This window comes from Leucobacter manosquensis (assembly GCF_018304845.1).
GTDB lineage: Bacteria > Actinomycetota > Actinomycetes > Actinomycetales > Microbacteriaceae > Leucobacter > Leucobacter alluvii.
Genome location: NZ_JAFEVO010000001.1, coordinates 1,484,508 through 1,497,989 on the forward strand (window position 1 = coordinate 1,484,508; position 13,482 = coordinate 1,497,989).

The window sequence follows — 13,482 nt, forward strand, 5'->3', positions numbered from 1 at the left end:
TGGCCCCGGACGTAGTCTAACCGCGGTCGCCGGGTCAGAATGTCGCCGCAACCTCGGCGAAACCACTGATCAATCCCTGGGCGATCTCGACGTCGTGGCGCAGGTCCCGGTCGGAAACATCATCAGGGAGGGCACGAGCGAGCTCCAACAGCCGGAGCACCGCCGGCGAAAGCTGATCAGTGCGGAGGTCGCCGAGTCGCAAGGCGCGCACCGAGGCAAGAATTTCGCACGCAAGCAGCGTCTCGAGCGCTGCGGCCGACCCTTCCAGCTTGCCCAAGGCGGTGGTCGCGAACGTCGCGTCGTCTTCGACTCCGCACGAGAGAACAACGCTCTGCGCAGACACGGGCGCCGAGTTCGAGAAGATCTCGCCGAGCGCACTGGCGGCGACGTACTCCACAATCATGATCCCCGAGTCGCCGCTCTCAGCGCGGGCAAGGAAGCGGGGAAGCCCGGAGAATGCATCGTCGTTGATGAAACGCAGTCGCCCGACGATCAGCGGTGCCGACTGCGCGAGCGCGAGCGCCGTCGCATCGAGCTCGTGTGCGAGCCAGTTCTCGAGGAAGGCACCATGGTGCACCACCCGACCCTGATCGGCGAAGAAGCGCGGGTTCTCCTGGGCACGGCTGCACAGCGTGGCGACGGCATCGCTCAACCGCTGCGCTGCACTCGCGGTCACGCTCACCGCTGGCAGGAATCCGCGGTAGGCGAAGGGGTCCTGAATTCGGGCGGGCTCCCATCGCGTCGCACCGAGGATCGCAGTCACCGTTTCGGCGTTCGCGTCTGAGGTCGGGCTGCCGATCGCCAACGCGGCCTCCGGAGAGAAGGCCTCGGGGTTCGCCCGAGCCGCCAGAGCCGAGAGCGCGAACGCTGAGAGCCCCGCGCGGATCAGGATATTGAGGCGGTCTGCTGCGAGCGCCGAGCCGGCAAGGGTGAGGGCGCTCGAACTCATGAACGGGAGCGCACTGTCGGCTCGGATCGGTCCGATCGGCTGGAATCCCTCCCTGCTGGTGGGGCGCTCGCCGGCGAGTGCGAGTGCGGTACCAGCGAGTGCGGGTAGGTCGGCGGTGCCGATGCCGCCGAAACGGCGCACCTCTGGGAGATGGTTGCCGATGAGCATGCGTTCGAGACCGTCGATGAGGGCCGGGTCGATGCCCGACCCCGGCTGCAAGAGTTGGTTGAGACGCACCGCGAGCATCGCGCGCGTCGTCTCCTCGTCCCAGGCCGGGCCCGCGTCGACGGCGTGGCTGCGCAGCAACCGCATGCCGTGGGTGGCGGGGTCCGTGTCCGCGGAGGTCAGGCGATTCGCTCCCACACCGGTGGATCTGCCGTAGACGGGCGTCGTCTCGGCGATCGCATTCGCCGCTTGGTAGTGGTCCGCGATGACGCTCCGCGCCGACGCCGAAACGCGGATCTGAGCACCGCGCGCGATCTGTGCGATGTCGTGGACAGTGAGTTCGGCGGGAAGTGTGAAGGTCATGGTGGGCACCCTGTCGCAGCTTGACGAAATTGATGAGCTGAATCGCTAGATTATTACGATATGAAAAACTACACTTCTAGCAGATGAAAATCTAGGGCGACGTAGGTGAGCGTAGGTCACCTACGGTCCGACTTTCTCACCACAAATGCTCCGTGAACCGCGGGGCAGACCCACCGATACGGAAAGACAATGATGTCGCCACACGCCACACTCAGCGCTCCCTCCTCTGACCAAGCCACCGCGCGTCGCCGAAGCATGCGTCACGTCTCGAAAGGGGATTGCGCGTGATCAGGTTCACGAACGTCGTCAAGACGTACGACAACGGCACCACCGCCGTCGCCGATCTCTCGTTCACGGCGCCGACCGGCAAGATCACGGTGCTTGTCGGCCCTTCGGGCTGCGGCAAGACCACCACGCTGCGCATGGTGAATCGCCTCATCGAGCAGTCGTCGGGAGCGATCCTGCTCGGCGACGAAGACAACGCGAAGATGGACACAATTCGAATGCGCCGCAAGATCGGGTACGTCATCCAGAACGCGGGCCTGTTCCCGCACCAGACCGTACTCGACAACGTCTGCGCCGTCCCCTACCTGATCGGCACCGACAAGCAGACCGCACGCATCCGCGCCGCCGACCTCCTTGAGCTCGTCGGTCTCGACCGCGAATATGCGAGCCGCTACCCATGGCAGCTTTCGGGCGGGCAGCAACAGCGGGTCGGCGTTGCGCGCGCGCTCGCCGCAGATCCACCCTTCATGCTCATGGACGAGCCGTTCAGCGCCGTCGACCCGATTGTGCGCAAACAGCTGCAATCCGAGTTTCTGCGCATTCAGGCCGATCTCGCAAAGACCATCATCATGGTCACGCACGACATCGACGAGGCACTCAGACTCGGTGATCAAATCGTCGTACTCAAAGAGGGTGGCATCCTCGCCCAGATCGGCTCCCCCGCCGAGATCCTGGCCAACCCTGCGGATCGATTCGTCGCCGACTTCCTCGGCGAATCGCGCGGGTATCACGCACTCAGCTTTGAGCACATCGCATCGCTCGCACCCCAGCAGACGCCCGTTGCGCAGATCGGAGAGTCTGTCGCAGCCGCAGAGGGCGCGTGGATCGTCGCCTGCGACGAACTCGGTTCGCCGCTCGGCTGGACGCGAGTGACGGCAGGTGCCGCCTCGGGCGAGCGGCTCGTTCTCGCGACGACCGTCTCGCATGGGCAGGGCAATTATCGTGAGCTCCTCGACGCCGCCCTCGCCAGCCCCAACGGCCAGGCGATCCTGGTCGACGATCGGGGGCGCTACCTCGGCACCCTCGGATCAGAGGTCGTGGTGCGAGGTGCCGTCACGTCACTGGAAGCGGAACGCTCCGCATGAGACTCGACTGGATCACCAACAACCTGGAGCAGATCGGACAGCTCACGCTGTCACACCTCTGGCTCACGCTTCTGCCGACCCTCATCGGCCTCCTCGTGTCGATTCCACTGGGCTACCTCGCTTTCAGCTACCGCCGGTTGCACACCTTCATCGTGGGCGGCACGAGCCTCTTCTATACGATCCCGTCTCTCGCGCTCTTCATCCTCATGCCGCAGATTCTCGGGACAAAGATTCTCGATCCGATGAACATCGTGGTCGCCCTCGTGATCTACACGATCGCCCTCTTGGTCCGCGTCGTCGCCGACGGCCTCGACTCCGTCTCCCCCGACGTCGTGAAAGCCGCTGAAGGCATCGGCTACACGCGCCTGCAAACCTTCTTCAAGATCCAGCTCCCCATCTCGGTGCCGACGATCCTCTCGGGCCTCCGCGTAGTGGTAGTCGCGAATATCTCCATCGTCACCATGGCCGCGGTCATCGGGGTCGCCCAGCTCGGAACGCTGTTCACCATGGGCTTCACCCGGCGCCTGTTCGTGCCGATTCTCGTGGGCCTGGTGGTCTGCCTGCTGCTCGCGCTCGTACTCGACCGGCTGCTCGTGCTCCTCAGCAACAGGCTCACTCCGTGGAGCCAGAAGGGAGCCATGTAATGGATGTCATCGAATGGCTCACCGACCCGGCGAATTGGAGCGGACCCGGATCGATCCCGTATCAGTCATTGATGCACCTGGTCTACTCCCTCGTCGCGCTCTTCGTCGCGGCGGTCATCGCGGTGCCGCTCGGCATCTATGTCGGGCACACCGGAAAGGGAGAGAGTCTCATTATGGGGTCGGTGAACGCGATGCGCGCACTGCCGACGCTCGGACTACTCATCCTGCTCGTGCTCGTGATCTCGCCCGCATTCGCGAGCAGCATGGCATTCATCATTCCGTCGCTGATCGTGCTGGTTCTGCTCGCCGTTCCCCCGATTCTCAGCGGCGTCGCGAGTGGTATTCGCGCCATCGACCGCTCCGTGATCGACGCCGCCCGCGGTATGGGCTTCTCGACCGGCGAAGTCGTCCTGAAGGTCGAGATCCCATGCGCATTGCCGCTCACGCTCTCGGGCATTCGTGGAGCGACATTGCAAATCATCTCGACGGCGACCGTCGCTGCTTACGTTTCATTGGACGGGCTCGGCCGTTTCATTCTCGACGGCCGCGCCGGAAACAACTACGCCGAGATGGCCGGCGGCGCCATCGTGCTCGCGGCGCTCGCGATCCTGCTCGAAATCGCGTTCGCCCTCCTCGGCCGTATTTTGGTGTCCCCCGGACTCACCCGCCGGACGCGCCAGAAGCAGAAACTCTCTCCCACGCTCGACACCGAGACCGCCCTGCTCACCCTGGGTCGCACCTGATCACCGACCCCCGCTCTTCCCACCCCACCCTGTGAAAGGACACCCCATGCGAAAGAAACTCATCCTGGCCGGGATTGTCGCAACCGCGGCGCTCACCCTCACTGCCTGCGGCGGCGGAGATCCGCTCAGTTCTGATTCCGGCGGAGGCGAGGGCGCCTCCGACACCGTCATCGTTGGCTCCGCCGATTTCGCCGAGAGCCAACTGCTCGCGACGATCTACTCGCAGGCGTTGCAGAACGCCGGAGTGGAAGTCGAGGAGAAGCTCAACATCGGCAGCCGCGAGATCTATCTTGAAGCTTTGCGCGACGGTTCGATCAATCTGCTGCCCGAATACAACGGCTCACTGCTCGCAGAGCTCGGCGGCGAAATCGAGTCCGGCGATCCCGAGGGCCTGGCGGCTCAACTCGACGAGCTGCTCGCACCCGACGAGCTCATCGTGCTCGACGCATCGGAAGCCGAGAACGCCGACACGCTCGTCGTCACCCCGGACGTGGCCGCCGAGCATGACCTCAAGACCATCTCGGATCTCGAGCCGGTCGCGGGCGAGCTCGTGCTCGCCGGGCCCGCCGAGTGGAAGTCTCGCTTCGAGGGCGTGCCCGGGCTCGAAGAGGTCTACGGGCTCGCCTTCAAGGAGTTCAAGGTACTCGATGCGGGCGGACCTCTGACGCTGACTGCACTGCAGAACGGGCAGGCTCAGGTCGGCGACATGTTCAGCTCGGACCCGGCGATCGAGGCGAACGGGCTCGTCGCGCTCGAGGATGACAAAGGGCTGTTTCCGCCCGCGAACATCCTTCCGGTGATCAGTGAGAACGTCGCGAGCGACGAGGTAACTGAGGTGCTCAACGCAATCTCGGCCGCGCTCACCACGGAGAACCTGATGGAGATGAACGATCGGATCGCGAACGGCGACGACATCAACCAGATCGCCACGGACTGGCTCGAGGTGAACGGCATCTGAGCCGGAGCTCGCAAGCTCGGCCGAGTTCCCGAGGCCGAATCCCGCTCCGAGTCGGAACAGTCGCGGAAACACTGGTGCTCCCGCGGCTGTTCCGCTCGGCTGCGCCGCGCCTGGCGCGCGGCCGGCGCGACGAAGCGTCCGTAGGCGGCACGGGCCATCTTCGGCTGAGCCGGAGGCACCTCGCGCGATCCGGCACCCAATGTGCAGCGATTTGACGCGGGTACTTTGTATTGCAAGGATGTAGGCAATACCCACTCGCCGGCGTTCGGTGCCGAGAAAGAAGACCGCGCATGAATCTCGACTTCCCCTCCCTGGCCACGACCACCGGGCTCGTCATCGTGATCGCCCTGTCGCTGCAGGCACTGCTCGCCGCGGTCGGCCTGCTCGTGCTCGTCAACACGCCCACCGAGCGGGTGCAGTTCGGTCGCAAGTGGCCGTGGGTGCTCATCATTCTGCTCGTCAACACGATCGGCACGATCCTGTTCCTCGCGGTCGGCCGGCGACCAGCGCCCGCCTCGGATACTGCCGCGCAGGCTCCGGCGAACGTGGCGAGCACCGTCCAGGGCCTGTACGGCTCCGAGCCCGGTGCGCAGACCGGCGCGCAGCGATGAGCGGCGCCCACGACTCCCCCGCGATCGAAACCCGTTCGCTCACGAAGCACTACGGATCGCGCCTCGCACTCGATGGCCTGAACCTGCGGGTCGAGCGGGGGTCGGTGTTCGGCTTTCTCGGCGCGAACGGCGCGGGGAAGACGACGGCGATCCGGATCCTGCTCGCGCTCGCCCGCGCGACCAGCGGCAGCGCCCGCCTGCTCGGCCACGCGCCCGGCAGCGCCGAGGTGCGGCCCCTCATCGGGTATTGCCCCGACGTGCCCGGGTTTCCGTCGTGGATGACGGGGCGCGAAGTGCTCGAACAGGCCGCGACGCTATTCCAGCTGCCGAAGAGCACGACCCGGCGCCGCGTGCCCGAGCTGCTCGACCTCACGGGTCTGGCCGACAGCCGAGCACGCGTCGGCGGATACTCGCGCGGCATGCGCCAGCGACTCGGCCTCGCGCAGGCCCTCATCAACAGCCCGCAACTGCTCGTGCTCGACGAACCGACCTCCGCACTCGACCCGATGGGCCGGCGGGCCGTGCTCGAACTCATCACCGAACTCAAGGGAAAGACGACCGTGTTCTTCTCCACGCACCTGCTGCCCGATGTCGAGCGCGTCTGCGACGACGTCGCGATTCTCAGCGATGGGTGCGTCGCCGCCGAGGGCCCGCTCAGCGATGTGCGGGCGAGGCTCGGCGGATCGCGCAGTCGGCTCGTCGTGGAAACCGACCAGACCGAGCGGCTGCGCGAGGCGCTTTGCGCTGCTTCTCGGGCCGGTGCCGGATCCGGCTGGGTGCTCGACGTGGCCGAGGAGGCCCCCGGGTCGCGCGCACTCGTGGTCACCGTCGACGACGTGGAGGACGGCGCCGCCCGCGTTGCCGCTCTGGTCAGCTCGCTCGGCGGTCGCCTGTACCGGCTCGAGCCGCGCGCCGCCAGCCTCGAAGACGTGTTCGTCGATCTCGTGGAGGGCGCCCGATGAACGCGATGCTTCCGCTCCTGCGACTGCGCGCTCGCGAGGTCGTGCGCACGTGGCGCATCTGGGTGCTGCCCGTCGTGCTGCTCTTCCTCGCAGCGAGCGGCCCCCTCATCGCGCGCTTCACCAACGAGATTCTCGCCGGTGCGCTCGGCGGTGGCGAGCTCACCGCGCTCGCGCTGCCCGAACCCACAGCCGCTGACGCGGCAGCGCGCTGGATCACCGACCTCTCACAGCTCGCCGTTTTCGTGGTGGTGATCATGGCCGCCGGTGCGATCAACACCGAGGTGCGCTCGGGCGTCGCGTCGCTGCTGCTTGTGAAGCCCGCCTCGCGGGCCGCGTATGTGGTGAGCCACGCGGTGGTGCTTGTGGGGTTCGTCGCGGTGGCGGCGTTCGTCGGGGCGTTGGTGTCTTGGGGCGTGACCGGGCTCGTGTTCGGTAGCGCTGGTGACGGCACTGGTGGTGACGGTGCTGGCGCCAGTACTCTCGGGGCGGTGCTCGGGGCGACCGGGCTCTGGGTCGTGCTCGCCACCGTGCTCATCACGGTGTCGCTGCTGGCATCAGCGACTTTCGACGCGATGGCTGCTGCAGCGGGCATTGGCGTCGGCACGTTCTTCCTGCTCGCGCTCGCGGGCGTAGCGCCCCGTCTCGCGGAGTTCACTCCCGCGGGCCTCCTCCCGGCCGCGATGGCAGTGGCCACGGGCACTCCTCCGGATGCGTCCGCGATCTGGTGGCCGGTCGCTACCGGGCTTGGGTTGTGCGTGGTGCTCGTCGTGGCGGCTGTGGTGGTGTTTCGACGGCGGGAGCTGCGGTGATGCGGGGTGACCGTGTGTGACGCACGACCAGGACTTGCTCCTGCTCAGCACGTTCACGCGTCGCTGGGCACGGTGTCCTCGTGAGCGAGAGACCGGAGGGCGAACTTCTGGATCTTTCCCGTTGAGGTCTTGGGCAAGGCGCCCACGAGTTCGATATATCGAGGCGCCTTGTAAGCGGCGATGCGGCTTCGCACGTGCATGATCAACGATTCTGCGTCCGCAACCGCGCCGTCTTTGAGAACCACGAATGCTTTGGGCGTCTCCCCCCAATGATCGTGGGGAACCGCCACGACTGCCGTTTCGAGCACAGCCGGGTGCGACATGAGTGCCTGCTCGATCTCGATGGTTGAGATGTTCTCCCCTCCGGAGATGATGATGTCTTTTGCGCGGTCGCGCAGCTCGACGTACCCGTCAGGATGCCGAACACCCAGGTCACCAGAGTGGAACCACCCGCCACGGAACGCCTCGGCCGTCGCCTCGTCGTCGTTGTAATAGCCGAGCATCACGTTGTTGCCGCGCATTACGATCTCGCCGAGAGTCTGCCCGTCTCGCGGAACATCGCGCATCTCGTCGTCGACGACACGAAGTTCGTCGGTCTGCACCATGCCGACTCCCTGTCGCGCTTGGAGGCGCGCTCGCTCGGCGGGAGATAGCGCGCTCCACTCGAGCCGGAACTCGCAGACCGCATACGGTCCGTAGACTTCGGTGAGCCCATACACGTGCACGAAGGTGAATCCCCCTTCTTCGAGCTGCGCGATGAGCGTGGGGCTCGGCGCAGCGCCGGCCATCGTGACACGAATCGGTCGCTCGAGCACATGAGCCTCGGGCGCATTCAGGGCCATCGTCAGTACAGTTGGTGCCGCATTGAGGTGGGTAACCTGGTGCTCATCGATCGCGGACCAGATCGCATCGGGTCGCACTTCCGGCAGACACACGTGAGTGCCCCCGATTGCGGTTACGGCCCACGCCGTGCACCAGCCATTGCAATGGAACATCGGCAACGTCCAGAGATAGACCGATTCCGAGTCGTGTCGGCTGTGCAACAACTCCCCAAGCGCATTCAGGTACGCACCGCGATGGCTGTACACGACGCCCTTCGGCCGACCGGTCGTGCCCGACGCTCGATCGTGGAACGAGGGATGCGGAGGTGATAGCTGATCCGGTGCGGACCCCACTGCCGGGTACAGCGGAGCGAGAGGATGCGGTGTTCGCGCTTGCGAGAGAGCCGGTTTGGAGATCGGTGAGGACGTGACGAACGATCATGGAGTGATTCACCGGCCCGATATCTTGCCGCCCATTTCGTGGCTGTCGCTGGCAATACTTGAAAGCGTTCGGCCGCGCGACGAATCGGCCATCCCTGATCGACGATCAACGACGCAAGACGGGAACGTCCAACGGGTGTGAGAGGTGCATTAGCGTGAGACATGAAGGCCTCCGGTTGAGGAAGTGTGTGTGGTAACCCACATCCTGCCGGAGGTCTTCCTTATCGAGCTACGTGTTCACAACGTCCCGAGGAACTACACCTAGTGGGCATGAAGACTTCACCCGACTCGCGCACCCGCCGAAAGCTCATCGCTCTGTCCGTCAGTGGCGCAATCCTCATTACTCTGGTCGCAGTTGGTGGATACGGACTTCTCACCGGTTCCCGCGACGCACCGCACTCAGAGCCTCCAGCTTCGTCTCCGGTGGCTCTCACTGCGCCATCTCCACCGGGTACCTCTTATCCAGCCGCACCACGGATCGCTCCCACTAATGACCCCGAGCTGTTCGCTCGTCGTGTCGCAGTTGCATTGTTCACCTGAGACACCGGGGCCGGGCTGCTGCCGCTCAATTACACATCGGCGATCCCAGACGTTGGTGACCCATCCGGCCACGAGCAAGCGGGGCTCGCCGCAGACATTGCAGGCTACATGCCCATGCGTGACGCACGGGTGAAACTGCGCGAGTACGCGACCACTCAGTCGATCGAGATCGACACCATTATTGTGCCCAACGCCTGGGCAGCCGCGGCCGCGCAAGCGAAACCGGGGCAGCTCCCGCCCGGTGCGATTGCGTACACGGTCAATGGCATTCGTCACCGCGCCGGTGTCTGAAACAACACCGCAGAAACGCTCTCAGTACCGGTCGCATTCACGCTGTTCATGGCCTGCCCCCTCGACGGCGATCCTTGCTACCTGCTGCGACTTTCGCAGCTAGATAACCCACTCCGCTAGGAGCATTCGATGTTGAAGAAGCTCGCCATTGGAGCCCTCGCCTCAGCCTTTGTGGCGCCGACACTCGGACTTGCAGGCATCGGGCTCGTCATGAATCCCGCAGTAACAACAATCTGCACTGTTGATGGTCTGGCTGTACATAACGGGCCCGACTCCCTGACTAGAGTCTGCTGCACGTTTAGGTGACAGATTAGTCAGGCAGCGAGTGCGACCTGCTCGTTCATGATGGCCTCGTACTCGATCGGCGCCCAACGCCCCAGACGAGCCTGCCTGCGACGCCGATGATAGGTCCGCTCGATCCAGGTCATGATCGCGATCCGCAGCTCGTCACAGGTGGCCCAGGTGCGACGATTCAGGACGTTCTTCTGCAACAGACTGAAGAACGATTCCATTGCCGCGTTATCACCCCGCAGCACCGACTCTGCCCATCGACCCGACCATGGCGTGCTGATCAAGAGCGCGGCGAAGTTTCCGGCTTCAAAATTGCGATCCACGATCTGTGTGCAACACACAACCAGCAACGTTCCCACGCCGCAGCACCGCATTATTCAATGCCCTGACCGCGAGCGATGACTGCATCCGCGAGTCAATCGAGTACCCCACGATCCGGTTCGAGAACACCTCATTCACCGCGCACAGGTAGAGCTTGCCTTCCCCGGTCCAATGTTCCGTGATGTCCGCGAGCCACACCTCGTTCGGAGCAGCCGCGATGAACTCGCGCTGCACGAGATCGTCATGCACCGGCGGGCCCGGCCTACGCTCTTCCCACTCGCTTTCTTCTTCCCGAACACGGACCACCAGCCGCGATCTCGGCACAGTTTCCACGCGATGCGATCAGTCATGAGTTCCCCGAGGTGCCTCGCTTCACCGGCAAGGAACCGGCACCCGAACTCGGGGTCCTCAAGATGGGCGCCACAGAGAGCGTTCGCGCGATACGCCTGCACGCGGTCTCGTGCAATGAGCGGGGAGCGTAGCCACCGATAGTAGGGCTGGCGTGAGAGCTTCAATATCCGGCACGACACCACCACGGGAACCCCGTCGATGGCGAGCTCTCTCATGAGCGGGTAGAGCCTTTTCCCGGGAGATGCGCCTGCGAGAGATACGCGGCCGCGCGGCGCAGCACCTCGACTTCTTGCTCGAGGAGTTCATTCCGGCGGCCCAACTCTCGAAGATCTTCGTTCTCCGCACGGGTGATACCGGGCTTCTCCCCGGTCTCGACGCGTTCTTGCCGGAGCCATTTCTCGAGGGTTCCGACGTCGATTCCGAAGGCTTACGCGATCTGCACGAACGTGACTTTGTGTCCACGGTCGGAAGCAATGCGAAACGATACCATCGCAGAACTCCTTTTAGAAACGAGAGGGCATAGTGATCATCTTTCCAAGCCAGCCAGAACCAGCCCTATCGAGCACGTGATGACGTGTCCACAGCGATGTCTGACAAGGTAGTTATGATATGGGCTCTCATGCTGCAGTTGTGAAAAGGAGGCTGACCTGTGGGCGCAGTTACATCGGTGTGCATCCTCTGCGGCGGCACTGGTCTCACCAGGGCGCATTTCGTGCCCCGAGCTATACGGGAAATGCTGCCGAATCAGTCGCGTTCATTTTCGGTGATGGGCGAAGCTGCGACCAGCTCACCGGGGCCGGTGCTCGAACTCACTGAAAAGGCGCACGGGCGCGGACCTTTCGACACGCAGCCAAGGGTTCTTTGCGGGACGTGCAACAACGCGTGGATGACGAAGTATGAAGATATCACCGGGCCACTTCTTGCAAAGATGATCTGCATGTCTGAGCAGACGACCGTGACTGATGAGCAAGCTCACGCGGTGGCGACATGGGCGTTGGCGGCAATGCTGATACGGTCGACCGTCGATGTCGCGATACAGCGTCTCGCGAGCGATTTCATGCGTGCGTTCCGGGAGCATGGTATCCAAGCTGTGGAGGCTCAGGTCGCCGTGTTCTCGCTTGCCAACAGCCGAGCTCTGTTCTCGGGCGTAGCTGTCGGTTCAACCTATATTTCTGATATCGAAGGGCCCGAAGAGAGCGCGCTTGGGCTGATCTTCTTAAAAGAAATTGTCGTGGCGGTGGGCGCAGGCAAGTTCGCCTGGCTCGTCCAACGGGCTGCGCATGTTCTTTCCAGCGGAGTGGCTCTCACTTGGCCAGAAGTGCAACCGCATCAGGGCTGGCCAACCAGGGGCGAAGTACACGACGACGCTCTGCTGCTAGCGCTGGGCATCAAAGTTCCGTCTCGGTCGATGTTCGTCCCGTCCACTCCGGTGCGACGTTCAACGGGGTCGATACGCAAAGTCGTGCGGGTGCCGGCGGGTTTTGATGTCAAAGACATCAATATGGTTTCTGATCTCTTCGAGAATCATGGCCTTATTCAGTAGCTCTGAGGGCAGCAAAAGTGAGTGCAGCTGCTTGCACCCACGGGGGTCGTTCTCCTGTGGAGAACATGGCTGTACCTTCCCCGCGCAGGATAAGGTAAGCGTTACAAATGTTCTTATGAACGTGGTCATGCTTTACAAGTCGGTCGTCCCCTGAAGCACCTCGTCTGCTCGGGACTGCGTCATCCATCATGATGGACGATGAGAAGCGTAGCGAATTCTACTTGAACTTGTCGACTAGGAATCATGGTCATCTACCGCCGGGTTCGGCCAGCATCTGACTTCGAGACGAAGAAGTTGTCTCATGATGTGCACTTAACTGAAGAATGCTCTTCGCTAAAGCTGCGACCCATGGGCAGTTTAGGTGCGGGCGGTTTATTAACAATTTTCGGGCATGAATCAGTGCTTTCTTTTGTCTTGTCCCCGGGCTATTCTGGGGCCGGCGCGAACCACTTCCGAAGGTCGAGTATGTCCATCCAGTTACGTTTGACGGCCTTCGCAGGTACGCAAAATGCGATGACTCCTGGGAACGATGAGTTCATTACCATAGGCGAACGTACGGTTGACGAAACGTCAAAGACCTCAATCATGGTTCTAGTTGAAGAGCTATTCCCTGATGTACTCCCTGATGACCCTTTTCATCGTGCGCCGGAACCAAACAATATGCGCCCGTTTGCGTTGTATGTGACCGAGGACGAGGGTCCGGCATCCCGCTTGCGGGAGCTCGAACGGATCACAATGTGGGATGCCGCAGACGGTCGTGTGCATTTTCCACCCCTAGGTTTAGTTACTGGGCACCTTTCAGTAGCCGACATAATCCGATCTCATGAAGCCAGGTATGTCCATTCTTTACCTCGAGTGGTTTATGTTGTCCCACTCCAAGGGCTTGGCAGCGCCGGAGACTTGCTTCTCCAGTTCTTCACAGAACTGTTCTTCTTCGGGGCGTCATGGGTGGCATCAGATGCACTCCCCTCCCCCAAAGCCTGGTTGAAGACCTATCAACTAACAAAGAGGGCCCGAAGAGTTGCAGAAGATTTTTCGGCGCGAGGAGTGCGTCACACGGCGGAAGTTCGTGCCTGGGCGGAAAGTCGGGAGTCTTGGACTACATTCGAGGCTGCAAAGCGGCTAGGCGTTGACCATGACGTTATGGAAACGATTTTCACTGCACTTGGTTATAGAAAGCGCTATGAAGATCAAACTTGGAGGCAAGGAGAGACCGAGGAGTACCGGCGTCTTCGCCAAGCGTGGATCGACGGAGAGCCTGCGCGTAATCAAGTGACGCCATTCATGTCAGATTAACTACACTACCCGC

Annotated in this window: 14 protein-coding genes and 1 pseudogene; 10 read left to right on the plus strand and 5 right to left on the minus strand. The window is 63.0% G+C overall.

Features of this window, described 5'->3' with window-relative positions; all coding sequences use genetic code 11:
• Nucleotides 1–34: 34 nt before the first annotated feature.
• Nucleotides 35–1,477, minus strand: coding sequence for an aromatic amino acid lyase (locus JSQ98_RS06875; RefSeq protein ID WP_211648943.1), 1,443 nt, complete (start codon nucleotides 1,475–1,477; stop codon nucleotides 35–37).
• Between the two features lie 284 nt (nucleotides 1,478–1,761).
• Between JSQ98_RS06875 and JSQ98_RS06880 the strand changes: the two genes are divergently transcribed.
• The 7 genes from JSQ98_RS06880 to JSQ98_RS06910 all read left to right on the plus strand — a co-directional run bounded on the left by JSQ98_RS06880 (nucleotide 1,762) and on the right by JSQ98_RS06910 (nucleotide 7,574).
• On the plus strand, nucleotides 1,762–2,847 hold the full coding sequence (locus tag JSQ98_RS06880; protein ID WP_211648944.1) for an ABC transporter ATP-binding protein: 1,086 nt from the start codon (nucleotides 1,762–1,764) through the stop codon (nucleotides 2,845–2,847).
• On the plus strand, nucleotides 2,844–3,491 hold the full coding sequence (locus JSQ98_RS06885; RefSeq protein ID WP_211648945.1) for an ABC transporter permease: 648 nt from the start codon (nucleotides 2,844–2,846) through the stop codon (nucleotides 3,489–3,491). Before JSQ98_RS06880 ends, JSQ98_RS06885 begins: the two co-directional genes overlap by 4 nt.
• The gene (locus JSQ98_RS06890; protein ID WP_211648946.1) at nucleotides 3,491–4,234 is read left to right on the plus strand and encodes an ABC transporter permease; all 744 of its coding nucleotides are present in this window, start codon (nucleotides 3,491–3,493) and stop codon (nucleotides 4,232–4,234) included. The genes JSQ98_RS06885 and JSQ98_RS06890 overlap by 1 nt, the downstream gene beginning before the upstream one ends.
• A gap of 46 nt (nucleotides 4,235–4,280) precedes the next feature.
• Entirely contained in the window at nucleotides 4,281–5,192 is a 912-nt protein-coding gene (locus JSQ98_RS06895; protein ID WP_211648947.1) for an ABC transporter substrate-binding protein, read from the plus strand.
• A 290-nt stretch (nucleotides 5,193–5,482) separates the two neighbouring features.
• A complete protein-coding gene (locus JSQ98_RS06900) occupies nucleotides 5,483–5,803 on the plus strand; it encodes a PLD nuclease N-terminal domain-containing protein (RefSeq protein WP_211648948.1) in 321 nt (106 codons plus the stop codon).
• A complete protein-coding gene (locus tag JSQ98_RS06905; RefSeq protein WP_211648950.1) occupies nucleotides 5,800–6,765 on the plus strand; it encodes an ABC transporter ATP-binding protein in 966 nt (321 codons plus the stop codon). Before JSQ98_RS06900 ends, JSQ98_RS06905 begins: the two co-directional genes overlap by 4 nt.
• Nucleotides 6,762–7,574, plus strand: a complete 813-nt coding sequence (locus JSQ98_RS06910) for a DUF2705 family protein (protein WP_211648951.1) — start codon at nucleotides 6,762–6,764, stop codon at nucleotides 7,572–7,574. Before JSQ98_RS06905 ends, JSQ98_RS06910 begins: the two co-directional genes overlap by 4 nt.
• 53 nt (nucleotides 7,575–7,627) lie before the next feature.
• Here JSQ98_RS06910 and JSQ98_RS06915 read toward each other — a convergent pair whose 3' ends face one another.
• The gene (locus JSQ98_RS06915) at nucleotides 7,628–8,749 is read right to left on the minus strand and encodes an AMP-binding protein (RefSeq protein WP_346728733.1); all 1,122 of its coding nucleotides are present in this window, start codon (nucleotides 8,747–8,749) and stop codon (nucleotides 7,628–7,630) included.
• A pseudogene (locus JSQ98_RS06920) lies at nucleotides 8,692–9,000 on the minus strand (leucine zipper domain-containing protein); the annotation flags it as partial. The gene JSQ98_RS06915 and the pseudogene JSQ98_RS06920, both read right to left, overlap by 58 nt.
• 490 nt (nucleotides 9,001–9,490) lie before the next feature.
• On the opposite strand from JSQ98_RS06920, the gene JSQ98_RS15370 reads away from it, so the two are divergent.
• Nucleotides 9,491–9,667 carry a hypothetical protein gene (locus JSQ98_RS15370; RefSeq protein WP_346728734.1) on the plus strand — a complete coding sequence of 59 codons (177 nt, stop codon included), beginning with the start codon at nucleotides 9,491–9,493 and terminating at the stop codon, nucleotides 9,665–9,667.
• A gap of 314 nt (nucleotides 9,668–9,981) precedes the next feature.
• On the opposite strand, the gene JSQ98_RS06930 is transcribed toward JSQ98_RS15370, so the two are convergent.
• Nucleotides 9,982–10,317 carry an IS3 family transposase gene (locus tag JSQ98_RS06930; RefSeq protein ID WP_211648953.1) on the minus strand — a complete coding sequence of 112 codons (336 nt, stop codon included), beginning with the start codon at nucleotides 10,315–10,317 and terminating at the stop codon, nucleotides 9,982–9,984.
• On the minus strand, nucleotides 10,265–10,612 hold the full coding sequence (locus JSQ98_RS06935; RefSeq protein WP_211648954.1) for a DDE-type integrase/transposase/recombinase: 348 nt from the start codon (nucleotides 10,610–10,612) through the stop codon (nucleotides 10,265–10,267). The genes JSQ98_RS06930 and JSQ98_RS06935 overlap by 53 nt, the downstream gene beginning before the upstream one ends.
• 667 nt (nucleotides 10,613–11,279) lie before the next feature.
• Here JSQ98_RS06935 and JSQ98_RS06940 point away from each other — a divergent pair.
• Both JSQ98_RS06940 and JSQ98_RS06945 read left to right on the plus strand, forming a co-directional pair.
• A complete protein-coding gene (locus JSQ98_RS06940; RefSeq protein WP_211648955.1) occupies nucleotides 11,280–12,173 on the plus strand; it encodes a hypothetical protein in 894 nt (297 codons plus the stop codon).
• A gap of 243 nt (nucleotides 12,174–12,416) precedes the next feature.
• Complete coding sequence (locus tag JSQ98_RS06945; RefSeq protein ID WP_211648956.1) at nucleotides 12,417–13,469, plus strand: hypothetical protein; 1,053 nt, start codon at nucleotides 12,417–12,419, stop codon at nucleotides 13,467–13,469.
• The last annotated feature ends 13 nt before the right edge of the window (nucleotides 13,470–13,482 follow it).